Raw genomic sequence first — 24,854 nt, 5'->3', positions numbered from 1 at the left:
AAAGGTCTAGGCGTGTGGGGGGTGGAAGTGAATGTGACCCTTCACCCCCACCCGAACATCTGCAGCACAATCGCCACCGCACCGCCTGGCCGGAACCGATCAGGGGGGCGCCCATCCGAACACTATAAATGAACGCATGCACCACCCGAAAACAGATATGCCCCCCTTCCCCCTGACCCCCGTCCGCATCTTCATCAGCAGCGTGCAGAGGGAGTTCTCCCGGGAGCGGGCGGCTCTCCGCGACTACCTGCGGGGCGACGCACTGATGCGGCGGTTCTTTGAGGTCTTCCTCTTCGAGGACGTCCCGGCCGCCGACCGCCGCACCGACGACATGTACCTCGACGAGGTCCGGCGCTGCGACATCTATGTCGGACTGTTCGGGAACGACTACGGTTCTGAAAACGCCGGAGGGCTCTCGCCGACCGAACGGGAGTTTGACCTCGCCACCGCCGAAGGGAAGTATCGGCTCATCTACGTCAGAGGCACGGACGACGACGCCCGTCACCCGAAGATGCGTGCGCTCATCGGCAGGGCGCAGGCGGGGCTGATCAGGAAGCGCTTCAACACACCATCCGAACTGGTTGCCGGGCTGTATGCGGCGCTTGTCGAGTACCTCGAGGAGAAGCAGCTCATCCGCTCCGGCCCCTTCGATGCGGCCCCATGCGCGAAGGCGACGCCCGAAGACTTGGACCCTGAACGCATGGCGTGGTTCATCCGCACGGCCAGAACGACCCGCCGGTTCCCTCTCGCTGGGGACGCTTCTCCCCATGATCTGCTGGAGCACCTGAACCTGCTCGACGACGGGCAGCTGACAAACGCGGCGGTCCTCCTCTTCGGGAAACAGCCGCAACGGTTCCTGATCTCCTCCGAGATCAAGTGCGCCCACTTCCACGGCACCGAGGTTGCCAAACCGATCCCGTCCTACCAGGTCTACAAAGGTACGGTCTTCGATCTCGTGGATGCGGCGGTAGACTTCGTCCTCAGCAAGATCGCCCTCTCGGTAGGCACCCGCGAGGCCGGTCCACAGGCGCCGGTGCGCTACGAGATCCCGAAGGAAGTGGTGGCGGAGGCGGTTGTAAACGCCGTCGCCCACCGCGACTACACCAGCAGCGGCAGCGTGCAGGTGATGCTCTTCTCCGACCGCCTGGAAGTCTGGAACCCGGGTACGCTCCCGCCGTCCCTGACGCTCGAAAAACTCCGGGAGGCCCATGGCTCGGTGCCGGGCAACCCGCTTCTCGCAGAGCCGATGTACCTGACCGGCTACATCGAGCGGATGGGCACAGGAACGCGGGACATGATCCGGCGCTGCACCGAGGCAGGTCTGCCGGAGCCGGAGTTCGCCGTCAGTGACGGGTTCCAGACGTTCATCCGGCGGCTCCAGGCTCCCGGTCTGGCGCCGCAGCCAGAGTCGCAGCCAGAGTCGCAGCCAGAGTCGCAGCCAGAGTCGCTGGAGACGAGAGTCCTCCTGCTCCTCGAAGGCGACCCGAAATCCAAAGCGGAACTCTCGCGGGGGCTCGGGCAGAAAGAGATCTCGGGTCAGCTCAATAAGGTCGTCCGCCAGCTCTTGGCGGACCGGATGATCGAGTACACCATCCCCGAAAAACCGAGCAGCCGGCACCAGAAGTACCGCCTCACCGGGCAAGGCCGGGCTGCGCTCGTGAAAGGCTCCGGAGGAGATACGCCATGAGCATCGTCGGCGAGCGTGAGCGTCTCCTCCTTCCGCGACGCCCTCACCTATCGCTACCCCGGCGACGGGAAGTACCCGCCGTCTGGCTCATCGACGGGGAGCATCCCCCAAAACAACGACTTCGCCATCGATGAAGACCGCGTCCCTCTCCTCCATCCTCCGCCGGGTGCGGCAGATTGACTTCACGTCCCTGTTCGTCTCGACGATCTTCTCCCGCAGGTTCTCGGTCATCGCCCTCTCCCGACCACAGAATGGCGGTTAAGGCAGATTAATATTACTTATGGTAATATTGGGATGTGCCTGTGACGGACCCAGGACCTCCAGGCAGGAGAAAAAGAAACATGGCAGACTTTACCCTGTCTACCACGAACAAGACGTCGGTGCGGAAACCGGGGAGACCGATTTCACCGCCGAAGACGTCCCCGGAACTCCCGAGTCCCACATCTCGGCGGCGGCCATGGAGGTGCTCAGGGCGGCGGCAGCACGGGAAAAAGCCCCCGACGACCTCCTCGGCCTCTCTGACATCGACCTCCTCACCTCCCTCGGCCTTGTCAGGTCGGGTCACATCACCAGGGCCGGGATCATCCTCGCCGGCAAAGAGCGCTCGATATGCCGGCACGTTCCCGGTTATGGGTGGACGCACCTGCGCATGATCGACGACACCGACTACTCGGACCGCATGGACGGGCGGGACGCGATGCTGATAGCCATCGACCGGGTCCTCGACCGGATCATGGCCGACAACCCCATCACGACCCTGAAGCAGGGGATGTTCCACTTCGAGCTCCGCCGGTACCCCGAGATCGTCCTCCGCGAGGCGTTGATGAACGCCTTTTACCACGCCGACTTTCGGATCGGCGGCCCTGTCCTCGTCCGCCAGTATCCTCATATGCTGGAGATCGGAAACCCGGGCGGGTTCATCGGCGGGGTATCGCCGGCGAATATCCTCCACCACCCGCCTGTTGCCAGAAACCCCCTCCTCGTCGAGGCGCTCATCAAACTGCGCCTGGTGAATAGGAGCAACCTCGGCGTTCCCCGGATGTACAAGGCGATGCTGGCCGAGGGGAAGGAGCCGCCGATCATCGACGAGCGGGGGGACGCGGTGACGGTGACCGTGAAGGCGGGGGACTACTCCCTGCCGGTCCGGATGTTTGTCGAGGAGGAGAGTGAGAAGGGGGAGGGGCTGACGGTCGATCATCTCCTCCTCCTCACCTATCTCCTCCATCACTCCGAGATCGACACGCACACGGCTGCGGTCCTGATCCAGCGGTCAGAGCGGGAGGCGCGGGACACCCTGCACGAGATGGAGACGCGGAGAGGCTATCTGGACCGCGGCGGAACCGGGCGGGGCACCTACTGGGTCCTTCGCTCCGACCTCCACCGGCGGCTGATGGTGGCGGGCCACCCTGACCGTGACCGGCGGACCGACTGGGAGGCGGCGAAGACGCGGGTGCTGAGCGTGCTCAGGCAGCGGGCCGAGCACGGCGAGGCCGGTCTGTCGAATGCAGAGATCAGGCAGATCACCCGTCTGGACCGGTATCAGGTGGTGCGGCTGATGCAGCAACTCCAGGAGGAAGATCCGCATATCAGCCTTGAGGGGAAGGGACGGGGAAGCAGGTACGCGTATCGCTGATGAAGTGAATGTGATCCAGAATGTGATTGTCACATTCCTGTCACATTTTTCTCAGGGAAATGTGAGCGAATTGTGAAGTCATCGTTTGATGGCATCGATGCGGTCGGGTCGTGACGCACCACAAGCCTCCTTCTGGATGTTCCCCTTCACTGGTGGAATGCAGTGTTTCAGCAACGAAAAAAGAAAAATGAAGTTCGGTGAAGGTTGGGGATTCAGACCATCATGACGAGGCTGCCATGAACCTCTTCTGAACCCGCCCCTCTACACCGCGACGCGGCGGTAATGCGTCGGTGTCGGTGACGAGTGCATGGTCTTCCATCAGGGAAACGGCAGACTTGCCGTCGGTTCTGGATATTTTCGCCACATTCGAGTGGCATAGATAATGATGATACAATATTTGTGATACGTATGGTTCGTGCGCCGTGAAAGTGAACGCTTGCCTTCAAGAGTGTGGATCGATATGACCACCGTGGGCTGGTGATCCAGGATCTTGTTCTGTCGTCTCCGACCACCCACAGCTTCGTCGCCCTGCTCTTCACCGGCTGCTCAATGGAACCTCGTTCCGCACCGTGCCGCCGGCACCGTGCTCCACTCGAAGGAAAATTTCTCAAAAGGAAACCTCACGAAGCGGACTGTACTAACTAGGCTCATCTATGTGACAAGCACAGAAAAAAATTGAATTTTTAATTGCCTTTCCAATTAAAGGTCTCTTGTTTTTTTTCTTTTTTCTGCCTCTTCGACCGTATCCCCAAGGCGAGGATCTCGTGGACTATCCCATGTCACTTCATTCGGTTTATTTTTTTTCTCACTTTCTTTTGACATTTTTAGCTCCTTTATATGTTAGTTGCCTGGTTTTCTCTCTATCTTGGACTCTACCTTATCTCGGTTCTTGCGTCCTATTTTTTCTCTGTCCGTCTCTAAAGGATTTCTCAATTTTATCGCTTAACTCAGGATCCCTTGGAGAATTCCAACTAACAGCGTTTGGCCTTTGTTTTGGCTTTTCATTTTCGCTCATCATTCACCTACAAAAATAAAATGCCGATTCCAAATATAAAGTATGCGATTATGCCCAGGCCAAGAGCATATAAACCATGTTTTGTGTCTTTTGCCTTCTTGTCGTTAACGCCCTTGTATATTGAAACTGCATTATTTAACTCCTTTGTGACTTGAATCAGCACATCTTTGAAAGAAACTTCATCTCCTGTATAATTACTCAGAAGAACTCCGGGATCCGGCACCGCTCTCACTGTTTTTATAGAATATGCCTTTAGACTCAAACCGATTGATGTTACCAAGGACAAGAGTGATGCGAGAAGTATCATTCTGGTAATTATATAGTATCCGGAACCATATGGAATTTGTTCGACAATATTATTTAAAAAACCTGCCTCTAAACTTAATATAATCCCCCCAATAGCAATTATTTGACTCGCTTTTCCATCAAGGCGATTTAATCTGTCTGATTCTTCATCATACCTCTTTGAAACCAGTTCATAAATATATCTGTCTTTCTCATCGGTTTGAAATTTCTCGCTCTCATCATTGTCCCTGTTTGACTCATTCGTGGTATGAAACATGCGAGTTTTTTGGCTCATTTTGACTCCCGGCACAGAGTATGATTGTATGATTACTTTTTTTGGAATTGAGATTTTATTATTGTTCCCTTTTTGAATTAGATCTATTCTCGTGGGCAGACTCTGTGTTTCTCTTCATACTGTACTCTACTTGGGGCGTACGTATAGGCATCATACATAGACAGGGTCAGAAAATCTGATAAAGGTGGGCTGTGCGTGATCTGAAAGTGTGGGGAGAGTTTGCTGAAGGCTCGCCGTGTTTGCTTGCCCTGCTCGTGGCACACCACGGACCGCCCCCAGATCTTTTTCTGTCTCTCGTTACGGCCGGGCCAGTTTCTTCAATCCCCAGCACGGTGCGGAGTGAAGTTTTCAACAGTCGGCATGGACCGCACCAGAGTGCGGACCATGGCGTACGAAAGGAAGCCCGAGGTGCGTCGCGAGCAAGGCGAGGGAGCACGGCGGGCCGTCTCCGTTTGAAATTAATAATGTAACAAATCGCAAAAAGGAAGAATGCGAGGGATGGGATTCGAACCCATGGACACCTTCGTGACCGGATCTTAAGTCCGGCGCCGTTGGCCGACTTGGCTACCCTCGCTCTCCTACTACATGGACAGCGGACGACAAAAAGGTGATGGCGGCGGAGGTGCGGCGGCAACAGACCGTGAGCGGCCGGAACTTTTCCGGAACTCCCCCTCACCCGGCCCGCATACTTTTATCATGCCCCTCGACCTATCGACGGCCGGGGGAGTCATATGGCAGATGGGGAAAACGGGAATTTCTGGCTCGGCGTCGTCGTCGGGTGGGTGATCATGGTGATCGTCGACCTCTTCGTCCCGGTGCTCGGGCCTCTCGCGGGCGGGTTTGCCGCGGGGTACATCGCACGGGGGGGTGCGTGGAACGGCGGCAAGGCCGGGGCGCTTGCCGGCATCCTGGGGGCGGTCATCATCGCCATCCTCGTCCTGATCGGTGCGACCGCCCTCATGGGGGGCGTCGGCTTCCTTGCGGGGTTCTTCGTCGGGGGGCTGCTCGTCGTCGGCGTCTTCCTGTACCTCGGCATCCTCGCCTTTATCGGGGGGGCCATCGCCGGGGCGATGCGGGCCTGATCAGGTGTAATCCTTTTTTTCGCCCAGTTTTTCGAGCGCCTTCTCGACCGGCGTCTCCGGGCCGTGGAACGTCCGCCCCGTGATGGCGGTGAGGACGACATTCTCCGCAGGGTCGGACACCCGCTCGCTCCACGAGGCGTCGCCCTGCCAGACGCACTCGAACTCGTCCCTCTCCCGCGCCTCCTGCAGGGGTCCGACCGCACGCGTGTCCCCGATCTCGCCGAGGGCCCAGGCCGCGACCCAGACATAGTCGGAGCAGGCGCTTGAAAGGCCCCGGATGAGAGGTTCGACAGCCCGCGGGTCTTTCAGTTTCCCGAGGGCCCAGGCGGCGGCCATGTTCAGGGTGAATACCCCTTCTCCCACGACCATGGGGCCGGCGAAGTCCAGGGAGGCGATGAGAGGGTCGACGGCGCGGCTGTCGCCGAGATGGCCGAGGGCCCACGCGGCCTTCCACCGCACGGCGATATCGTCGTCGGCGAGTTTCTCTATCAACGATGCGACAGGGTCGTCGCCAAGGTCGGTGAACTCCTCTCTCCAGTCCCAGTATTCGGACGCTCGGATCGTGCTGCCCATATGCGTGGGAGTATGGGCCATATCATATATCTTTTCCTGGAGGGGACGGACCGGCGCAGATAAACCAAAGGATAATGGTGGTTCAGAGAGAGGGAAGATATCGATCTCCGGAGAGTGAGACAGTTTCGTGCAGAGAGGGAGATGTCCGGCCGTACTGGTCCATGGGTGGAGGAGCCATCCCGGCGTCTGGAAACGCCTGATACCGCAGCTCGAAGAGGCGGCGATACCGTACCGGGTCTTCGACCACAGCGAGATGGGCGACGCCGCACCCGGCGAGATCGCCGCCGCGTTCAGGGACTACCTTGCCCTGGCGCGGGATGAGACCGGTTATGCCGGACCTGTGGATATGGTCTGCCACTCCATGGGGACCTGCATCGCCCGGTACCTCCTGGAGGTGATCGACGGCGGGCGGCGGGAGGAGCGGGTCAGGCAGTTGATCGGCCTCGGCCCGCCGAACAACGGGTCTTCCATGGCCGAGCTCTTCAACGACCCCGACTACGGCCCGGAGGTCATCGACCGCCTCGCGGGTGTCTTCGTGCCCCGCGACTACGACCCCGCGGACGACGTCATCGTGCAGGAGTTCCGCCCCGGCAGCAGGACCATTACCGCGCTGCAGGGCGCGAGGGCCCGCGACGACATCGCCTATCGGCTGGTCCTTGCCGCAAACCTCACGGCCACGCCTGCGTTCTTCCCCTGCTTCCAGGGAAAGACCTGGACCTTCGGCCCTGACGGGGAGTGGCGGACGACCTATGCCGGCGACGGCATCGTGCCGCACACCGATTCGTACCTGCCGGGTGTTGGCCTGGACATCCTCCCTGCCGACCCCTCCGGCCTGGCGCAGAGGCCAGAGCAGTACTGCCACATCGGCCTGCCCCGGAACCCGGAGGTGATGGCAAGGGTGATAGAGTACCTCAAGGACCCGGCGACGCGGCCGCAGGGTGTGTGTCCGGGGAGGGAGGAGGGCCTGGAATGATCCCGGCTTTCCTGAAGATCCGCAAAAAATGACCCCCCGCCAGATGCCATTCCTGCCGGAAACGGTGCATGCGGCAAAGATAGAGGATGAAATTAAAAAAAAATCAACAGGCACATTAAGTGCGGTGGCATTCTTTCATCAGAGTTGATCCATGCCGTCGGTCAAAAGATGCCCCTCCTGTGATATTTATTTTGACGAAAGCCTGCCTGCATGCCCGTTCTGCGGGGCCCCAAATGACTCCTGGCCGGAAGGGGCGGCTTCATCACACCAATCCCCGCCGCCATCACGCAATGCCGCGATCACATCACCTGACGTGAATAAAATCCGCAACCCCTGGGTCGCCGCCATCTGCAGTCTCTTATGGATCGGGTGGGGGCAGTGGTATAATGGGAGGACGAATGACGGCCTCTTCTATCTCGGAGCATATATGGTCTCGGCGCTCCTCGCCACCTTCCTCGTCGTGCCTCTATTTCTCATCTCATTCTGGGCATCGGTGTTGCTGATACTACTCTTCATCCTGGTGGTGCTCGGGATCCTTGGACATTCTATATACGATGCTTACAGGACGGCGGACAGGATCAACCGCGGCGAAGCGGCATTCACCAGAAAAAGCAGGTTGTTCTGGGTGCCTGCCTCGGTGTATGTTCTTGTCATAGCCATGATGGCGGCGATCCTGCTCATCGGACCAGTGCCACCGGCAGAAGGGCACGCCGACGCCATCCCGGAGACACCTGTGCCCACAACGGCGACCACTCCTGCCGCGCCCGACACCCAGAGAACAGAGTTCTTCGACCTCTTCCTGACAGAAGACGATCTCCCCGCAGATTATGCCCCGCCCAGATACAAGTTGATACCTGAGTCTGAACTCTCTCCGACCATGAGAGAATTCGGGGCCGATGTTGGATTTGTGGAATTTTTTTCAGAAGACCCGGCACCAAAGCCGGGGGACCTTGTCATCTCGCAGAAGCTCATCACCTTCCCCGAAGGAAATGCCACGAAGATGGTCGACTCCGACTATGAAACCTACTCCATCGGACGAAACGAAGTGCTCGACCCGCCCGCCATCGGGGAGAACTCCGCGGCATTCAAACTGATCGGACGGGACCGGAATGCGACCGAGGACCACATTCACTACGTGATCACCTTCTCGCAATACGATATCTATGAGATGTTCGTGACCGTCGGGCCTGATCCCGATTATGAACTGCTTGAAGACCTCGCCGTGAAGGCCGCGGCAAAGATCCCGTAATGGACCGAATCTGAAATAAAAAAGATCGGAGGAGAAATGATCTGGCTGATTAATTATCTCCGGACATCTCTATCCCGAGGTGCCGGTACAGCGCCTCGGGCCCCGGTTCTCTCCCCAGGAAATTCTCAAGGAGCACCATGCCGTCCTCCATATTACCCCTCGACAGGACCTCGTCCCTGAATGCCATGCCGAGAGTCTGGTTGGTCATGCCGTCCTCCTTGAACTCGTCGACGATATCGAGGGCATAGACCTTCGACCAGAGATACCCGTAATACCCGGCATCGTATCCGCCCATGAGGTGCTCAAACGATGCAGGCTGATGGGTGCCGGCAGGAGGCCGCGTGCCGGTCACGTCCTCGCACGTCTGATACCAGACCTCGGTCACGTTGACCGGTCCTGTCGCGGTATGGAACCGCATGTCCTCCAGGGAGTTGGCGAGAGGGTTACGGGTGTAGAAAATCCCTGTGCCGACGTTTCGCGCCCCAATGACGCGGTCGCGAAGTTCGGGCGGAATCTTTCTGGACGCATTGGTATAATGGCCCGATACCGACTCCAGGATCTCGGGATCCCATGCCCACTCTTCAAGAGCCTGGGATGGAGTCTCGACGAAATCGAGCGCCACGCTGAACCCCGACAGGGAGCCATAGGGTGCGGTCGTCAGGAGATAGTGCATCGCATGCCCGGTCTCGTGGAAGAGCGTCTCTATCTCGTACATTGAGAGAAGAGACGGCCTCTCACCCTCGGGCCTGTGGAAATTCCCCAGGATCGCAACGACCGGCGTCGCGTACGTGCCGTCCTTCAGCCTCCCGCCGATCAGCGGGGCCGCACAGAAATGCCCGTACTTCCCGTCACGCGGATAGAGGTCGAGGTACAGGTAGCCGATCGTCTCGTTGTCTGCCCGGTCCTTCACCGCATACAGCCTGACGTCGGGAGACCAGACCGGGGCGCCCTCGACTTCGGAGAACTCGATGTCGAAGAGGGTTCCGTAGGTCTCGAAGAGGCCCTGAAGGACGGTGTCGAGAGGGAAGTATTCCCTGACCTCCTCCTCGTCATAGGCATACTCCTGCTTCTTCTGTACCTCCAGGAGGTACTTGGCATCCCAGGGGTCGACGGCCGTTGCCGCCGGGTCCAGACTCTTTTTCACGGCGAGGAGGTCTGCCATCTCGTCGTCGTACGTCTCCTTCAGGGGATCCTGGAGGGAGGTGAGGAAGGCCATCACATTGCTCGTGTTCCCGGCCATCCTGCCGTCGATCTGGTAGTCTGCCCATGTGGCGTACCCCAGTTCCCGTGCAATTTTCTGGCGCAGGACGATCGCTTCTTCGAGCAGGGCGGTGTTCGCCTCCGCCTGCCGGTTGCTGGACGCCTCGTGCATCCTCTTGCGTGTGTCGGCATTGTCGGCATAGGCTATCACCGCGATATAGTCGGGATACTTCATGGTGACGATATATGTCCCCTGCGGCGTCTGCGAGAACGCCGCCATCGCCGCCGGCGGTATTCCGGCGAGTTCGTCGGCAGTGCATTCGATTGTGGTGGTGTCGTTGTTCAGGTTGGCCGCGTACCGGGTCTCAAGGCCGCTCAACTCCGTCCTCATCTCCCTGACCTTTGCGAGGCGGTCTTCCGGGAGGTTCAGGCCGTTCTTCTCGAAGTCCCTGATGGTCACGTTGTAGAGACGTGCCTCCTCGGGGGTGCGCGGCGTCTGGTCACGGAGGGCGTCATAGAGGTCGCGCCGGGTGGAGACGGCGGTCATGAAGGCGGATACGGACTCCTCGCAGGCCATGCCCTCAGCAGCGATCGCGGCATCAGGATACACGTATCCCATCAGCGTAAGGGGCAGGACGGCATCGGAATAGTCTGCCATGACCCGGTCGAAGGCAAGGACCGTGGTGTCGAAGGTGCGCCTGTCCGGGGGGATCTCGACGATGGCGTTGAGAGAGGCGTTTGCAGTCTCCTCTGCGGCTTCGCTCAGCCGGGTAATTTCGCCTGGCGAGTAGTGTGTCTGGATGGGACTCGTCTCTCCCGGCACGGATACAGGGCCATCCTGCCGTGTGTCCTGGAGACATCCCGCGGTCATGAGAACGATGGCAATCAGGAGAACAACCCATAAACGGATGGGGCGAATGCTGGTATGCATGGGGGATCAGTGATCGTTAGGTCTCTCTGAAGGGAGATAAAGGCGTGCGAGATGTTTCCGGCTCAATCCTCACCTCTGAGGCGGGAGCCCCGCAGAAAAAAAGGGATCAGATCCTCTCCAGGATCTGGTCGATAGAGACGTTTTTGGGGAACCACACGCTCTCGCCGGTGTAGTTCAGGTCCGGCGTGGCGCGGAGGCGCTCGAGGTCGTAGACCCTCGGGCCGTACTGGTAGTCAGCCTCCTGATACCACCATGCCGGATATCCGGGTTCGTCGACGTCCTCCGTCGCCGGGTCGGTGATGAGGCCGTTCGAGTACTTCACGACGAGCATCGCCGAGAGGTCCTGCCACTCCTCGATGATCTCGTCGCCCCTCTGCACGGTGACATTGGTCAGGAGGCGGCGGGCGCCGGCCTCGTCGCCGGCGGCGATCATCCCTGCCGCCTCTGTGTCGGTCTCTCCAACGAGCCTCATCGACTCGGCTTCGAGTCTGGCCTGTTCTGCCCGGATGTCCTCGATCATCGCGTCATAGCGGAGCATCGCCCAGTTGGTCACGAAATCGAATGTCCAGTAGGCGGCGTCGGGGTCGTACTCCGTCCGCGTCCCGGTCGTGTAGGACGTCGAGACGTCCTCGGAACCGGCGTAGATCGGGGCGTACACCGTCTCGTAGGCCACGGCAGGGCCGAACCAGAGGACGCCGCCGACAGGGTCGGGGAGGCCGGACCGCGCCTCCGCGACATAACTGTAACTGCAGAAGACCGCCGAGACAGGCCGCGGGTTCGCGCCCGGCCGCACCTCGATGGAGGTGTCGTTCTGGAAATTGGTGTGGGCGTCGGCGGGGCCGAGGTACCTGTACGGGTTCCCGAAGGGCCCGGCGGCGACGCCGGCCGTGAGGTCGAAGTCCGTGCCCTCATAGTGGTCGCGGAAGAGGGAGAGGGCGGTCGTGCGGTTGACGGGCGTGTCGGGCACGACCGTGAAGGGCAGGGCCGTCGTGTACGAGTCCTCGACATAGGGGCTCAGCTTCAGGGAGGGCGCAAGCCGGTTCTGGACGCTCCAGACCCTCATCAGGGAGTAGTAGGGGTGGGAGTATTCGCCGTAACTCGTCGCCTCCAGCCAGTCGAAGGCGCCCTCAGAGGGAGACCAGAGGCCGTACTTCTCGGCGACCGAGAAGAGGTCGGGGGTGTACAGCATGTCCGGGTCGCCCGCCGTGACATTCCTGACCCTGAACTCGTTCCCGGCCACGAAGACCTCGCCGTCCGGGATCTTCTCCGCGACCCAGAGGCCGCCTGTGCCTGCCGGACTGGAGCACATCTCGATGACCCACGCCTCCGTCCGGTCGGCGAAGATGAGGGTCTCCCCTGTCCCGTAATAGCCGTAGGCGTCGATGAGGCTGCCGACGAGTTCGACCGCGTCCCGTGCGGTCGTGCAGCGTTCAAGCGCCACGTTCGAGAGTTCGGACGAGTAGAAGATCCTCTTCCCCTCCTCGGCGTTGAGTTCGACCTTCGCATAGTCGGTGCACTCGGCGCTGAGGAGCTGGTGCTCGTTCATCATGGCGTAGGAGGCGGTGTAATACGCGTAGGTGTGCGGCACCTGCTCGATGGAGTCGAGGACCAGGCGCGAGGTGTTCCCCGCCTTCTTGCCGGCGGCGTCGGAACCGCTGTTCGGGTCGAAGTAGACCGGCCGCGTCTCTCCCGGCGCATGGTCGGCCGCCGGGACATAGGTCAGGGTGATGTCGTCGATATTTCTCCAGTCAGGCCCGACGCCGTCGTTGGTGTGGCCGAGATACATGGTGCCGTCCCCGGAGGCGCCCGGCGTGACCGCGAAGATGGTGCACGCCGAGACAGGCGCACATGCAAGAAGGACCAGCAGGACCAGAAAGATTCCTGTACGTTTCATACGGAGAAGTGGGGATAGAGGAAATAAAAGAATCGGTAGTGTGGCGTCCGCCCCTCCGGATCGCCGCGGACCGGATCGGAGACGCTCTCCTGCCTTTTTTCCCCACATGTCATTTCTCCGGGCGCGATGAGGCGTCGATTTCTTGTCCTCCTCTGTCGATAGGTGATCCATGGAATCTCATGCATGGGCGATCGCTCTTGTGCTGGTGGCGGCCTCCCTTCTCTGTGCGGGATGCACGGCCCCGGCGGAGAGCGGCGCCTCTGACGACGCCGCCCGCCTGGAGATGCTCTCCCTCCTCGGCGGGATGCAGGGGGCGGTCACCGGAAACCTGACGGCAATCGACAGGGCGGCGGCGGAGACGGCCGCGGGCCTCGGGAGCACCGGGCTTTCTGGGCCGCAGGCGGAGGCGCTCCTCGACGGTGCGCTGGCGGCCGATCCGTCCGTCTCCACGGCGATCGTGGTGGCGCGCAACGGCACGGTCACCGCCGCCCGGCCCGCGGGCACAGGACTTGTCGGGAGCAACCTGGGGGAGCAGGCGGTCGTGCGGGAGGTGTTCGACCGGAAGGCGCCGGTGATGTCAGACCTCTTCCCCCTCGCGCAGGGCGGGTACGCGGCGACGATCGAGTGCCCGGTCTTCTCGCCGGACGAAGAGATGATCGGCATGGTGAGCGTCGCCTTCCTGCCCGACCGTCTCGTCGGCGGGCACGCGGAGGCCGCCGTCAAAGGGACGCCCTATGCCGTGATGACCGCCCAGTCGGACGGCCGTGTGCTCTACGACGCGGACCCCGAAGAGATCGGGAAGGAGACCCTCAACGAATCCCTGTATGCGGACTTCCCGGAGGTCCTCGAGACCGCACGATCTTTATCCGGGAACTGGTCGGGGCATGCGGCCTACTCCTTCTATGACACCGGGTTTGGAGGGGTCGTCAGGAAGGAGGCGTACTGGACGACTGTCGGCCTGCACGGTGCGGAGTGGCGCCTGGTCGTCATCCGCCCCATCGTCTGAGGGCGGGCCCGGATCACTTTTTTTCACGACTCTCTCAGGAAAGGCCTGTGTGGCCGTTCACGAAAAAAGAATGGAGGCCTGTCACTCCAGCATCTCGGTCTTTTCCGGCGTCCAGGCCGGGTCGACGAAGCTCAGCATCGTGGCGTTCGACGCCGCGACATTCCGGTACCCCTTCACCTGGTCGGGCGGGACGTACGCGGCACTCCCGGCAGGGACACGTACCGCTCGGCCATCGGGCGTGAAGACCTCGACCTCGCCGCTGATAACAAAGATCACCTCGGACGATCCGTTGAGCCGGTTGTAGCCGATCGCCCCGCCGGGCAGGAGTTCGGCATAGGCGACGCTGTAGTCGATGGGGAGGTTCCTCTCGGGCATCAGCACCGGGTTCGCCAGGGTGTAGATCATCATGTCGGAGCCCATGTCCCACTCGATCCCGGCCCTGGGGTCGGGGATGACGACAGGCACGCCGTCTGTCGTCCCCGCAAGGGCCGTCAGGTCGTCTCCCAAGACCTCGATCGCCGCGGTGAAGGGCGGCTGGACCGCGTTGACGTAGCGGAGGTCGGTCGTCCCGACAGAGGCGATCGACTGGAGCACGCCTGCGGGCAGGAGGACAGTCTCGCCTTCGCGGGCGGTCACGGTGCGGTTGTCGCACCTGATCTCGGCCTCGCCGCCGATCAGATAGACGAACTCGGTGCTCCCGATCAGCCTGTGCGGGGGCGTCGCGTTGCCCGGCGGGATGGTGACCACGCCCATGCTGTAGTTCGCCGGGATATCGGGGGTCTCGTTGCCGATGATCCCGACGTAGGTGCCCTGGCCGTCGAAGAGGGCGAAACCCGCCGGCGGCGTGATCAGACGGACGGTCTCCTCCTGCTGGGGGGGCGCCGAGAGGCAGCCGGCAGAGAGGAGGATGCAGATGAACAGAAGAGAAGCAATCCTGTGCATGAGAAGAGAATCGACCTGGAAAAATAAATGCGATTCTCCCGGGCAATACCCATAAGTAGCGTGCGGTGGTGGAGGGGAGAGGTGAAGATGAACACGGCACTCATCGTACTCCTCGCGGCGACGGTCGTCCTGGTCGGTCTGGCCGCGGTCTTTCTGGGCCAGGAGAAGGGCGCCGCCGGGGAGAGCGAGAACGGGACGGTGAAACTCCCGCAGCCGCAGACTGCGGGGAGGGTCTCGGTGGAGGAGGCGCTCGCAGGGCGGCGGTCGGTCCGCGACTACGGCGCCGCCTCCCTCACCCTCGCCGACCTCGGGCAACTCCTCTGGGCGGCACAGGGCGTGACGGACGTCCGCGGCTACAGGACGGCACCGTCGGCAGGGGCTCTCTACCCGCTGGAGGTCACGGTCGCGGCCGGCACTGTCGCCGACCTCCCGGCAGGGGTCTACCGGTACGTCCCGTCCGGCCACCTCCTCCGCCGCCTCGCCGACGGCGACGCACGGTCGGCCCTCGCCCGCGTCGCCCTGAACCAGTCGGCCATCGAGGACGCGGCGGCGGTCATCGCGATATCGGGCGTGTACGAGCGGACGACAGGAAAATACGGGGAGAGGGGCGTCAGGTACGTGTACATGGAGGCCGGCCACGCCTCCCAGAACATCTACCTCCAGGCCGTCCCCCTGGGGATAGGGACGGTCTCGATCGGGGCCTTCGACGACGGAGGGGTCAGAAGAGTGTTGAGGATGGAGGAGGACGAGCGCCCCATCTACCTGATGCCTGTCGGGAGGGTGTGATCCCACCGGATGAACCTCCGGGAGAGGAGGCATTTCAGCAGGGAGATGATGGATGCGAAGAGCGCACGCGTCTTTCCTCGGTGTCGGTCTGCAGTGCCGTCAGATAGGCCTGTGCTCCATGCCGGGCCAGAGAGTGCGCTCACGCCCCTGCACCCCGAACGGCCCTGCCCTGCAAAGCCGTTCCGTGCAGAGAAACGGATACTGTTGCTCCAAAGTATTACGGATATCCGTAACATTTATGGCCGGCACGGACAGACAGTGTACCATGGGTATGCCCGCAACCGCACGCATCCGCCTCTCGCTGGGAATGGTGCAGATCGCCATGAATATGCTCTGGGAAGTCGACCGGGGACGAAAAAGCCCCCTTTCCCCTGCTGCCACGGAGATCCTCTACACCGCCTATTTCTCTCGTATCTGTATGGGCGATGTTGCCGGCATGCTCGGCGTCTCCCGGAGCACCGCCACCGATCACATCAATCATCTCGAAAAGGAGGGATATGTTCGGAGGGTCCGGGACCCGGACGACCGGCGGACGTATCGTATCGTCCCCACCAGAAAGGGAGAGGAGTGGATTCTTGCGATCGAAGAACGGCTCTTCGCGTACCTTGAAGAAGGGATGGCGCGGTTGACGGAAGACGAGCAGCAGAATTTCGCCATGTTGTGCGCGAAATTCACCGGCGTTTATGATGATACGTCGTTCATGAGCGTGCTTCAGGACCTGAAAAGATCGCGGGACCGCCTGCACGTGTCGATGACGGTCGTGAGAGAGGGGAGACTCCTGAGGCTTGAGGAAGTGGCTGACGCACGGTATCGTGCGAAGGAAAAAAATCAGGAGAAACTGATGTTTGAGCAGAGAGAACCAGAAACGTGCGACGGCATCCAGGATGAGATGACCGTTGCATTCTATGAACAGATGCAGAAGGGGCTGAGGGATGAGGGGCACCTGCCCGTCGAGGATCTTCTTGAATCGGGGATCAGATCGGGTGTGGCCCTTGAGATCGGCCCCGGACCTGGCTACTTCGGGCTCGAGTGGCTGAAGGCGACCGAAAAGACGCGACTGGTCGGTCTTGAGATCAGCCCGGCGATGATCGCCTCTGCTGAAAAGAACACCGCCAGTTATGGCCTTACCTCCCGGGTCAGATATCAGGAAGGCAACGCCCTCGCGATGCCGTTTGAAGACGGCGTCTTTGATGCGGTCTTCTCGAACGGATCCCTCCACGAATGGGAATCGCCGGGAGTGGTTTTCGACGAGATCGCGCGGGTCCTGAAGACCGGAGGGCGGTTCTGCATCACCGATCTCCGGCGCGATTTCTCCCCTGAAATCTACCGGCAGATGTACGAGTCCTGCGAACCCCCGGAGATCAGGCCGGGGTTTGAGACCTCGGTCAGGGCGGCGTATACCCGGGAGGAGATCATGAACGTGCTCAAGCGTTCGCAGCTTGGAGGCTGGCAGGTGATCGCCCATCCCTACGGGCTGGTGATCTACGGGAAAAAAGAGTGACGAGTGCTTTCGGAAAAAATTCTTTTTTTGATCCGCCGGGTGATCCGACGAAAACCGGCCTCTTCATCGCCCCGTCGTCGAATAGCCCCTCATGCGTGATCCCCCTCCAGGGCGCGGGCGAGGCGGGAGCGTTCGAGGGCCATGCCGAGCTGGAGGCCGATGGACGAGATGTTCTCCAGGCTCGTCGCCATGTAGTGCTTCTCGTCCCCGCTCCCCATGTTCAGGAGGCCCACGACCTCGTCCCCGATCCTGATGGGCATGATGAGGACCGTCGCCACGCCGCTCGCCTTCACGTCAGGGGGGAGGCCGGCATAGTCGGGCGTCCCCCGCGTGATATAGACGACCCTCCTCTCCCTGAAGGCCAGGTCGAAGAGGCGGTCGAAGCTGCCGGAGAGGCACATCAGCCTGAGGCTCTCGGGCATGTTCCTCTGCACCCGCGGGACCATCTCGTCGGCCTCGTCCCTGAGGTACACGCAGCCCATCTCGAATCCGAGCGACTCCATCGCCGCGTCGATGGACTTCGCCAGCATCGACCCCTCGTCCCGCGTGTCGTTCAGGATGGCTGAGATCCTGTTCATGGCGAGGAGGGTGTTGACATATTCGGACCTCTCTCTGTCCAGCCTCTGCATCTTCAGGGCGCTTGCGATCTCGTCGGCGACCATCTCGACGTTCTCGACGTCGGTGGCGGTCGCGGGGGCGTCGAGGAGGAGGAGGACCGCACCTGTCGCCCTCTCCTCCTCGAGGATGGGGACGGCGACGGCGCTCTCCGCCGACGTGCTGCCGGTGGCGGCGGCGAGGAGGCGGACGACCTCGTCGTCCTTCCCCGCGGCGACCGTGCCGAGCGCCGTCATGGCGCGGGCGAGGAAGGGGGCGAGTCCGTCGCGGGCGCTCCCGGTGAGCGTGAAGGTGGCGTACGCCATCCGCATGTCGGCCATGAAGACCGCGCCGTGGAGGTAGGGGAGGAGTTTCTCCCTGACGCCCGTCATCGCCTCCGCAAGGAGGCGCTCCTCGTCGGGCGCGCTCCCCGCGGCCCTGATGATGGAGAGGAGGGCCTCCAGGTGCCGCCGCGTCCGCCGCCTGCTGGAGAGGTCTTCGCCTACGACGGCCGTGCCGCCCGCCGGTTCGTCAGGGCCGGGCGGGAAGAGGGTGACCTCGTAGGGCCGGAAGATCCCTGCCTTCTCCATCAGGTCGAGCTCCAGGGAGGCCGGCGTGCCGGCCCTCGCCCTCTCCATCGCCCCTTCGAGCCTCACGGCCTGGGCCGGGCGCACCAGGTCCCTGAGGCTGACCGCACCGGGGAAGAGGGAGGCGAAGAGGCGGTTCCTGCCGACGATGACGAGGTCGTCCGTCACCGTCAGCACGACCGTCTCCGGGCGGTCCAGGGCCTCGACGACCTCGGCCTCCCGCAGCCTGAGGTCGTGGAGTTCGAAGGCGAGGGACGCGAGTGTTCGGGAGTCGCCGGAGGGGGCTTCGGCGACGGCGGCCTCCCTCCTCTCCTCGACAGCTGCCGCACCTTTCAGCATCCAGAGTTTGCTCCGGCCGACGAGGCGGTAGCCGATGGTCCCCCTGGCATGGAGCATCCCCAGGTACTTCAGGACCGTCGCCCTGCTCTTGCTGATCCCCACCGAGATCTTGTCGAGCATGCACTCCTCGGGGGCGTGGGACTGGAGGTAGGCGAGGATGAGGTGTTCGGTATCTGAGAGGTCGTCTGGCTCTGTCATCGTCATCTATACTATATGGTCTAATCCCTCCGCCAAGATAAACATATCTCCCCTGGGGGGAGGGCGGCGATCTGCCCCCGGAGAAAAGTATATATGAACATTATACTATACAGTATAGTTAGACCACGAAGTCTAATACCTGCCCCGGCCCCCCGGGGTGCGGAGGAAGAACCATGTCATACGAAGCAGTCGTGAAAGACCTGACAGCGCTCCTGGGACTCAAGGGGAGCCCTGTCGCCGTGAAGCTTGCAAAGACTCCCGCAGACGTGCCGGCAGGCTGCGAGAAGATCGCAGAGAAGAGCAGGCACTGCCAGTTCGTGCAGGACGCCCGGCTGAAGGGCATGACGGGCTACGCCACCCGCGACGAGCACATGTGCAAGGGCGGCGCCGGCGTCATGGGCATCGAGCCCCTCCCCGAGGCCGTGGCCAAGGGCAGCACCTACCACAAACTCGGCAACTTCAGGACCGCCGAGGGAGCCCTGGAAACGGTCTCGGCCATCCCGAAGAACGAGGAGACCTACTATGCCTCTATCTACGCACCCCTGGAGGCCGCGGACTTCGAGCCCGACGTCGTCGTCGTCGTCGCCACCCCCAGGCAGGCCCTCCGCCTCACCCAGGCGTACCTCCACGCCGCGGGCGGCAGGTTCTCCAGCGACTACTCCGGCATCCAGTCCCTCTGCGCCGACGCCGTCGTCGCCGTCATGCAGCGCGGCGTCCCCAACATGACCCTCGGCTGCAACGGGTCCAGGAAGAACTCGGGGATCGCGGAGGACGAGGTCATCATGGGCATCCCGCCGAAGGACCTCGCCCCGATCGTCGAGGCGCTGAAGATCTTCGCGGAGAAGTGGGGATAAAAAAATGGTGAAGACCATCAGGGCCACCGGCATCAAGGCCCCGAACGCCTCATTCCTTGCCGCGAACGTCATCACGCACCTTGATTCGCCGGGGGAGGAGGTCCGCTTCGTCCTCAGCCCGGGCGCAGAGGCCGGGATGGACGCCGTGGCCAGGAAGCACGGCTACGCACTGGAGACGACCCGGTCCGAGAAGACCGTCGAAGCACGCATGATACCCTCGGGAAAGACCATGGAAGAGATCGATGTCAGTGGGGACTTCTGCCCCGGCCCCGTCATCACGGTGGGGAACATCCTTGCCTCCCTCCCTGTCGGGGAGAGGCTGAAGGTGAAGAGCACGAGCGCGGACACCATCGCCGATGTCGCCGCGGCGATCACATCGTCCGGTTCCGTCATCGTGGAGCAGGGCGTCGAGGGGGACAGGCACGTCCTCATCGCGGAGAAGGCCGAGAAGAAGGCCGGGCCCGCGGCAGTCGTGGACCGTGACAGCGTCCTCGTCGCGCAGAGCAACGGCATCGGCAATGCCGAGCGGGCCTATGCGACCTTCATCTTCTCGAAGGTGGCGGCGAGCATGGGCAAGAAGGTGACCATCTTCCTCCTGATGGACGGCGTGAGCCTCGCGAAGAAGGGGAATGCGGCGGCCGTCAGGCACCCGGACTTCGCCCCCCTCGACCAGGTGATGGCCGAGGTCATGCATGCCGGCGTCACGGTCTATGCCTGCGAACTCTCGGCGAAGTTCAGGGGGATCACCGAGGCCGACCTCGTCCCGGGCGTGAAGCTGGCCGGCGCGGCGACCTACATCAATATCCTGAGCGACCCCCGCTACGCGGTCGTGAACTTCTGAGGTGAAAAAATGGACATGACCTATCAGGTGATCGCCCTCGCGCTCCTCGTCGGCAGCGTCGTCACGGGCTTCATCACCTTCAGGATGCAGGGCATGAAACTCGCCATCCACTTCGGCGCCATCATGCTCGCCCTCCTCGCCACCCTGGCGGCGATCGCGACCGGCATGCCGGCCCTCGTCTCCGCCGCCGCGGTCCTCCAGGTGCTCGTCGCCGTCACGGCCTTCACGCAGCTCTGGGAGACCCTGAAGTACACCTTCCAGACCTCGCCGGGCTACGGGGCGCACATGGCCCTCGTGACGATGCTCCCGGTCTTCGCCGTCGCGGCGGTGGCCCTGTAAGGGCCGTCGTCCCCCTCCTCTTTTTTCTCTGCCGCAGGAACCTTCATGCGTCCCCGGGACGATTTTTTCCAAGAGATGGTGGCGGCACATTTTCAGACCAGAGACCTGGAGGACGCCCTGGCGGCGGGGGACCGCGACGCGGTCCATGCCGCCCTCCACGACCTCCTCCTGTACAAGGCGGTGGACCCCCTCGCGCCCGCGGCCCTGGACGTGATCGTCGGCGTGCTCGACCTCGGCGGGAGGGCGGCGGCGATGGCCCTCCAGGTGATGTACGCCTCGGCCGTGCGGCAGGGGACTCTGCCGGCGGAGAGGGAGGAGGCGGCGTTGCGGATACGTGCGGCCCTCGGACGTTCCGGCGACGACCGCACGGCGGTGAGGCACGCCCTCCACCTCCTCGCGGTCCTGGGCGACGCCCCGGCGGTGGTCGAGCAGCTGGCACACGACGCACGCCGTTTCGACGGGGAGACGGTGAGAAAAGAGGACTACCTCTCCCCGGCGGTGGCGGCGGCCCTCGGGCGCCACGACGCCGACCTCGCCGTGCTGGAGGCGTCGCTCGCGGGGCGGGCGGCGGAGGACGTGCGGGCCATCAGGGAGTATGCGCAGGACCCCGATGCCTACGAGGAGAGGGTTCGCCAGATGCAGGACGACGAGGTCGAGGTCCTGTAGGACTTCTTCTGGTCCCGTGCGCTGAAGTGGAAGATCGAGAAGATCGCCTGCGGGGCAGAGGACTGCCGGGACTGCGTGCTCTGGACGGCCGAAATTCGGCGCAAAAAGATGGTCTGGCCCCGTATATCCTCCGGATAAATTCCCAAAGATGATATTCTTCCCTCTCCCATTACGACACAGGTTTATACTATGGACCGCCCTTCAGACTTCTCCGGCACGCTGCAGACTCTCGGCATCATGGCGGCACTCCTCGTGATTGTCATCGGGATGCAGTACTCTGCGTATATCGTCAACCTTCTGCTTGTATCTCTGATCCTGACGATCCTTGCACTTCCGGCAATGGAAATGCTGAGAAAGCGCGGCCTGCCCGACATTGCGGCCATGGGGGTTATCTCAGCCATCGCCTTTGTCGTGCTCTTCGTCATGGCGGTGATTACGGTCAGTTCGTTTGAGACTCTGCTCAACGACCTTCCGACCTACCAGTCTGACCTGCAGACGCGTCTCTCAGACCTGCTAATGCTGTTTCAGCACTTTGGCATCGACTCCTCTCTGCTCGCCCCCACCTCATTCAACCTCGGGGAGGTCGTCACCTTTGCCAAGCCCTATGCCATCGGACTCGGAAACGTCCTGATGTACCTGTTTTTTATCCTGATCACAACCATGTTCGCCGTTCTGGAGATCCCCCACATCTCCGAGCGCCTGAAGCGGGGGATAGCGCTCGAACCGACGACGTTTGTGGGTGTCGAAAAGATGAGCAAACTCATGATGGATTTTGTGATCGTCAGGACTGAGGCGAACATAATCCATGGCACCCTCTTCGGCCTCTCCCTCTGGCTCATGGGTGTCCATTCTGCGGTGCTGTGGGGGATCCTCACCTTCATCCTGGCCTTCATCCCCTATATCGGCCTGATCCTCGCGGCCATCCCGGCAATATTCTTTGCCTGGCTCCAGTACGGCCTCTGGGGAGCCGCGGCGGTCGTGGGAATTGTCGTTCTCCTCAACGCCGTCGTCGAAAATCCAATCTATGCCAAGCTCGCATCGAGGCGGTTCGAACTGCCACCGATGGTCGTCATCCTCTCCCTCATTATCTGGGGCTGGATCCTCGGTCTGCCCGGCATGATCTTTGCCGTCCCGATCACCCTCCTCCTGATCATCCTGATCCAGTGCAGCGACGAATTGCGGTGGATAAACGAACTGCTCGGCGTCTCCGGCATCTTCAACACCAAAGCGTGCAAAAAGGAGGCCGAGTGAGCCGGATGGTCCCTGCCCACATTTTTTTCCGGGGCCGGTCGCCATGAGCGTCCCCGGCCTCGACCTGCTGGCCGCGTACCTCCTCCTGAATGCCGGTGCGGCCGCGGTGTTTTATCTGGACAAGAGGCGGGCACGCCGGGGACAGTGGAGGATATCGGAGACGATGCTCCTTGCCTCCGCATGTCTCGGGCCATTCGGCGCACTGGCGGCGATGAAGGTCTTCAGGCACAAGACGCAGAAGACGAAATTTATGCTCGTCCCCCTGTTTGCGGCGCTACACCTTGCGATATTTGCCCTGGTGGCGTGTGCGGGTGCCGGGTGGGTCACACTGCCGGGCGCCCTCACTCTTGCTGCCCTGCCCTGAATGTCCTGAGTCTGTTCATCGCCGCCGCGAGTTCGAAGGGGCCTGAAGGCCGCAAGGCCGCCGACAGGGTGGGGGGTGAGGGTGTCGAGGCCGTCCTCTTCGACCTCCGCGGCGACGGCCCTGACCACCTCGTCGAGGGTCCTCTTCCCGTCCATCAGGCGCTTCGCCCTGAGCAGGGCATGGGCGATGGCCGCGGTCTGGGCCGGGTCCACGACCTGCGCCACGGCCGAGAGGTCGATCTCGTGGACGCCGAACCTGATGCCGCGGACGCCGTCGGCCGCGACCTTCGCCTCCCGCCTGCCCTTGCTGGCGTCGATGCTCCCCGCGTCCGGCACCGGCCGCCTGAATGTGCCGAAGACGTCCTTCCGGGAGGCGATGCGGTCCGGGGCGTGGCGTGCGGCGATCGCCTTCGCCCGTGCGGTGGCGTCCTCCGGGCGGTAGGCCTGCATGGAGACGACGGTGTCGGCGATGTCGAAGTAGTCACCCGACCCGCCGATGACGAGGACGGTCGAGACGCCGAGGTCGCGGTACAGGGCCTGCGCCCGGTCGATGAAGGGCGTGATCGGTTCCTGCTCGTCGGCGACGAGTTCCTGCATCCGCCTATCCCGGATCATCATGTTCGTGGCCGCGGCGAACACCCTGGCCAGAAAGTCCCTGAACGCCGTCTCGCGGGTCTTCGTCGAGAGACACCTGGCCGGGAAGCCCGCGACGTCCGCCACGATCCGCACCCGCGCCTTGCTCGGGGCGGCGAAGGGGTCGGCCTGGGCGTAGTCGATGAGGAGGGTGAAGCCGTCGAAGGCGTAGGCCCCCTCGCAGTCCCTGTATGCCCTGTATCCCCGGCCGTCGATCCGTCTCAGAGTCTCCCTGAGGCGTCCGGCGGGCTGCATCGTCTCGCGGGCCATGATCGGGATGTTTATGAGCGGGCAGGTGTGATAGGGTTTTCTGGAGAGACCCAATGCCATTCGCGTGCGTCCGGTGCGGGGAGTGCTGCAGCCAGATGGGCGACGTCCATGTCGTGAGAGAGGAGTGCGCCGACGGGAGTTTCCTGATGGAGAACAGGTACACCGGCGAGGTGCATGCCGTCAGGGTCGCCCCCGACAGGGCCAGCCTCCTCGCCGACAGGAGCATCTTCGAGAGGTGGCCTCTGGCCTGCCCCTTCCTCCGCGAGGATCCCGCCGACGGGAAGGCGTGCTGCACCATTCACCACACGAGGCCCGATATCTGCCGGGAGTACCGCTGCTGGCGCCTCCTCGTCCTGAACGCGGGAGGGACGAGGGCGGGGAGGGTGATGGAGAGGCGCCACCTCGCGGCAGACGACCCGGCCCTCGCCGCCTTCTGGGAGACGCACATCGCTGTCATCCGCGAGGACGACGATACGCGCTGGGACGAGCGGGCGATCGAGACGTTGACGAAGGCCGGGTATATCGTCCGGAGATAGAGGGCCAGGGAGAGCGTCCTGCCACCCCAGTCGCTAATACCGATGCCGTCCAATCTCATAGGACATCATGGATATTCCCATCGTCTGGCTCTACTGGGTCGTCAGCCTCACCATCGTCACCTACGCCTCGGCGTACATCATCAGGAACCACCGGGAGTACGGCTACGCTGCACTCGTCGGTTTCTACGTCGTCTACCTCGCCGCCTCGCAGATCATCGCCACCCGGATCGTGGAGTTCGACCTCGGCATCGCCGTCTTCCTCGCCCCTGCCGCGGTCTTCATCTATCCCTTCCTCTCGCAGGCCATCGACATGATCAACGAGGTCTACGGC

At 62.3% G+C, this 24,854-nt stretch carries 22 protein-coding genes, 1 tRNA gene and 2 pseudogenes; 17 read left to right on the top strand and 8 right to left on the bottom strand.

Translation table 11 applies throughout. The features are described 5' to 3' along the window. Positions 1-136 precede the first annotated feature (136 nt). The 3 genes from BP869_RS01895 to BP869_RS01885 all read left to right on the top strand — a co-directional run bounded on the left by BP869_RS01895 (position 137) and on the right by BP869_RS01885 (position 3,320). Complete coding sequence (locus tag BP869_RS01895) at positions 137-1,687, top strand: DUF4062 domain-containing protein (protein WP_342676365.1); 1,551 nt, start codon at positions 137-139, stop codon at positions 1,685-1,687. Positions 1,688-1,702: 15 nt separating this feature from the next. Then, positions 1,703-1,867: a hypothetical protein gene (locus tag BP869_RS01890; protein WP_342676363.1), complete on the top strand. Its 165-nt coding sequence runs from the start codon at positions 1,703-1,705 to the stop codon at positions 1,865-1,867. A gap of 100 nt (positions 1,868-1,967) precedes the next feature. Next, positions 1,968-3,320 carry an ATP-binding protein gene (locus tag BP869_RS01885; RefSeq protein WP_342676362.1) on the top strand — a complete coding sequence of 451 codons (1,353 nt, stop codon included), beginning with the start codon at positions 1,968-1,970 and terminating at the stop codon, positions 3,318-3,320. Between the two features lie 1,022 nt (positions 3,321-4,342). On the opposite strand, the gene BP869_RS01880 is transcribed toward BP869_RS01885, so the two are convergent. Further along, on the bottom strand, positions 4,343-4,915 hold the full coding sequence (locus tag BP869_RS01880; protein ID WP_342676360.1) for a hypothetical protein: 573 nt from the start codon (positions 4,913-4,915) through the stop codon (positions 4,343-4,345). A gap of 490 nt (positions 4,916-5,405) precedes the next feature. Next, positions 5,406-5,489 (bottom strand) — tRNA-Leu (locus BP869_RS01875). A gap of 157 nt (positions 5,490-5,646) precedes the next feature. Between BP869_RS01875 and BP869_RS01870 the strand changes: the two genes are divergently transcribed. Then, positions 5,647-5,997 (top strand): DUF5518 domain-containing protein, encoded by a 351-nt coding sequence (locus BP869_RS01870; RefSeq protein WP_342676358.1) that lies wholly within the window; start codon positions 5,647-5,649, stop codon positions 5,995-5,997. Here BP869_RS01870 and BP869_RS01865 read toward each other — a convergent pair whose 3' ends face one another. Beyond that, positions 5,998-6,570: a HEAT repeat domain-containing protein gene (locus BP869_RS01865; RefSeq protein ID WP_342676357.1), complete on the bottom strand. Its 573-nt coding sequence runs from the start codon at positions 6,568-6,570 to the stop codon at positions 5,998-6,000. Positions 6,571-6,697: 127 nt separating this feature from the next. Here BP869_RS01865 and BP869_RS01860 point away from each other — a divergent pair, with 127 nt between their 5' ends. After that, complete coding sequence (locus BP869_RS01860; RefSeq protein ID WP_342676356.1) at positions 6,698-7,543, top strand: esterase/lipase family protein; 846 nt, start codon at positions 6,698-6,700, stop codon at positions 7,541-7,543. Positions 7,544-7,970: 427 nt separating this feature from the next. Beyond that, on the top strand, positions 7,971-8,792 hold the full coding sequence (locus BP869_RS01855; RefSeq protein WP_342676355.1) for a hypothetical protein: 822 nt from the start codon (positions 7,971-7,973) through the stop codon (positions 8,790-8,792). Positions 8,793-8,841: 49 nt separating this feature from the next. Here the strand turns inward: BP869_RS01855 and BP869_RS01850 are convergent, their stop codons facing one another. Together BP869_RS01850 and BP869_RS01845 are read right to left on the bottom strand one after the other, a co-directional pair. Continuing rightward, positions 8,842-10,923 carry a M3 family metallopeptidase gene (locus BP869_RS01850; protein WP_342676354.1) on the bottom strand — a complete coding sequence of 694 codons (2,082 nt, stop codon included), beginning with the start codon at positions 10,921-10,923 and terminating at the stop codon, positions 8,842-8,844. Positions 10,924-11,029: 106 nt separating this feature from the next. Beyond that, positions 11,030-12,817 (bottom strand): dipeptidase, encoded by a 1,788-nt coding sequence (locus BP869_RS01845; RefSeq protein ID WP_342676353.1) that lies wholly within the window; start codon positions 12,815-12,817, stop codon positions 11,030-11,032. 169 nt (positions 12,818-12,986) lie between these two features. Here BP869_RS01845 and BP869_RS01840 point away from each other — a divergent pair, with 169 nt between their 5' ends. Next, entirely contained in the window at positions 12,987-13,823 is an 837-nt protein-coding gene (locus tag BP869_RS01840; protein ID WP_342676352.1) for a hypothetical protein, read from the top strand. Between the two features lie 81 nt (positions 13,824-13,904). Here the strand turns inward: BP869_RS01840 and BP869_RS01835 are convergent, their stop codons facing one another. Next, complete coding sequence (locus BP869_RS01835; protein ID WP_342676350.1) at positions 13,905-14,765, bottom strand: cupin domain-containing protein; 861 nt, start codon at positions 14,763-14,765, stop codon at positions 13,905-13,907. A gap of 87 nt (positions 14,766-14,852) precedes the next feature. On the opposite strand from BP869_RS01835, the gene BP869_RS01830 reads away from it, so the two are divergent. Continuing rightward, positions 14,853-15,551 (top strand): SagB/ThcOx family dehydrogenase, encoded by a 699-nt coding sequence (locus BP869_RS01830; protein ID WP_342676348.1) that lies wholly within the window; start codon positions 14,853-14,855, stop codon positions 15,549-15,551. A 265-nt stretch (positions 15,552-15,816) separates the two neighbouring features. Next, positions 15,817-17,052, top strand: coding sequence for a methyltransferase domain-containing protein (locus BP869_RS01825; protein ID WP_342676346.1), 1,236 nt, complete (start codon positions 15,817-15,819; stop codon positions 17,050-17,052). 89 nt (positions 17,053-17,141) lie between these two features. On the opposite strand, the gene BP869_RS01820 is transcribed toward BP869_RS01825, so the two are convergent. After that, a complete protein-coding gene (locus BP869_RS01820; RefSeq protein ID WP_342676344.1) occupies positions 17,142-18,776 on the bottom strand; it encodes a GAF domain-containing protein in 1,635 nt (544 codons plus the stop codon). A 167-nt stretch (positions 18,777-18,943) separates the two neighbouring features. On the opposite strand from BP869_RS01820, the gene BP869_RS01815 reads away from it, so the two are divergent. From BP869_RS01815 to BP869_RS01790, 6 genes are all read left to right on the top strand, one after another. Then, positions 18,944-19,624 (top strand): DUF169 domain-containing protein, encoded by a 681-nt coding sequence (locus tag BP869_RS01815; RefSeq protein WP_342676342.1) that lies wholly within the window; start codon positions 18,944-18,946, stop codon positions 19,622-19,624. A gap of 4 nt (positions 19,625-19,628) precedes the next feature. Beyond that, positions 19,629-20,465, top strand: a complete 837-nt coding sequence (locus tag BP869_RS01810; RefSeq protein ID WP_342676340.1) for a DsrE family protein — start codon at positions 19,629-19,631, stop codon at positions 20,463-20,465. 9 nt (positions 20,466-20,474) lie between these two features. After that, a complete protein-coding gene (locus BP869_RS01805; protein ID WP_342676338.1) occupies positions 20,475-20,804 on the top strand; it encodes a DUF5400 family protein in 330 nt (109 codons plus the stop codon). A 78-nt stretch (positions 20,805-20,882) separates the two neighbouring features. Beyond that, positions 20,883-21,470 carry a hypothetical protein gene (locus BP869_RS01800; RefSeq protein WP_342676336.1) on the top strand — a complete coding sequence of 196 codons (588 nt, stop codon included), beginning with the start codon at positions 20,883-20,885 and terminating at the stop codon, positions 21,468-21,470. Positions 21,471-21,659: 189 nt separating this feature from the next. Continuing rightward, positions 21,660-22,721: an AI-2E family transporter gene (locus BP869_RS01795; protein WP_342676334.1), complete on the top strand. Its 1,062-nt coding sequence runs from the start codon at positions 21,660-21,662 to the stop codon at positions 22,719-22,721. A 43-nt stretch (positions 22,722-22,764) separates the two neighbouring features. Next, a complete protein-coding gene (locus tag BP869_RS01790; RefSeq protein WP_342676333.1) occupies positions 22,765-23,085 on the top strand; it encodes a DUF1294 domain-containing protein in 321 nt (106 codons plus the stop codon). A 95-nt stretch (positions 23,086-23,180) separates the two neighbouring features. On the opposite strand, the pseudogene BP869_RS01785 reads toward BP869_RS01790, so the two are convergent. Then, positions 23,181-23,972, bottom strand: a pseudogene (locus tag BP869_RS01785) (P-loop domain-containing protein); the annotation flags it as partial. 68 nt (positions 23,973-24,040) lie between these two features. Between BP869_RS01785 and BP869_RS01780 the strand changes: the two are divergent. Continuing rightward, entirely contained in the window at positions 24,041-24,523 is a 483-nt protein-coding gene (locus BP869_RS01780; RefSeq protein ID WP_342676332.1) for a YkgJ family cysteine cluster protein, read from the top strand. A 67-nt stretch (positions 24,524-24,590) separates the two neighbouring features. Further along, positions 24,591-24,854, top strand: a pseudogene (locus tag BP869_RS01775) (VUT family protein); the annotation flags it as partial.

The organism is Methanofollis sp. UBA420 (genome assembly GCF_002498315.1).
In the GTDB taxonomy this organism is placed as follows: Archaea; Halobacteriota; Methanomicrobia; order Methanomicrobiales; family Methanofollaceae; genus Methanofollis.
The sequence above is the reverse complement of the archived record's forward strand: the minus strand, read 5'-3'. Positions and strand labels throughout refer to the sequence as shown.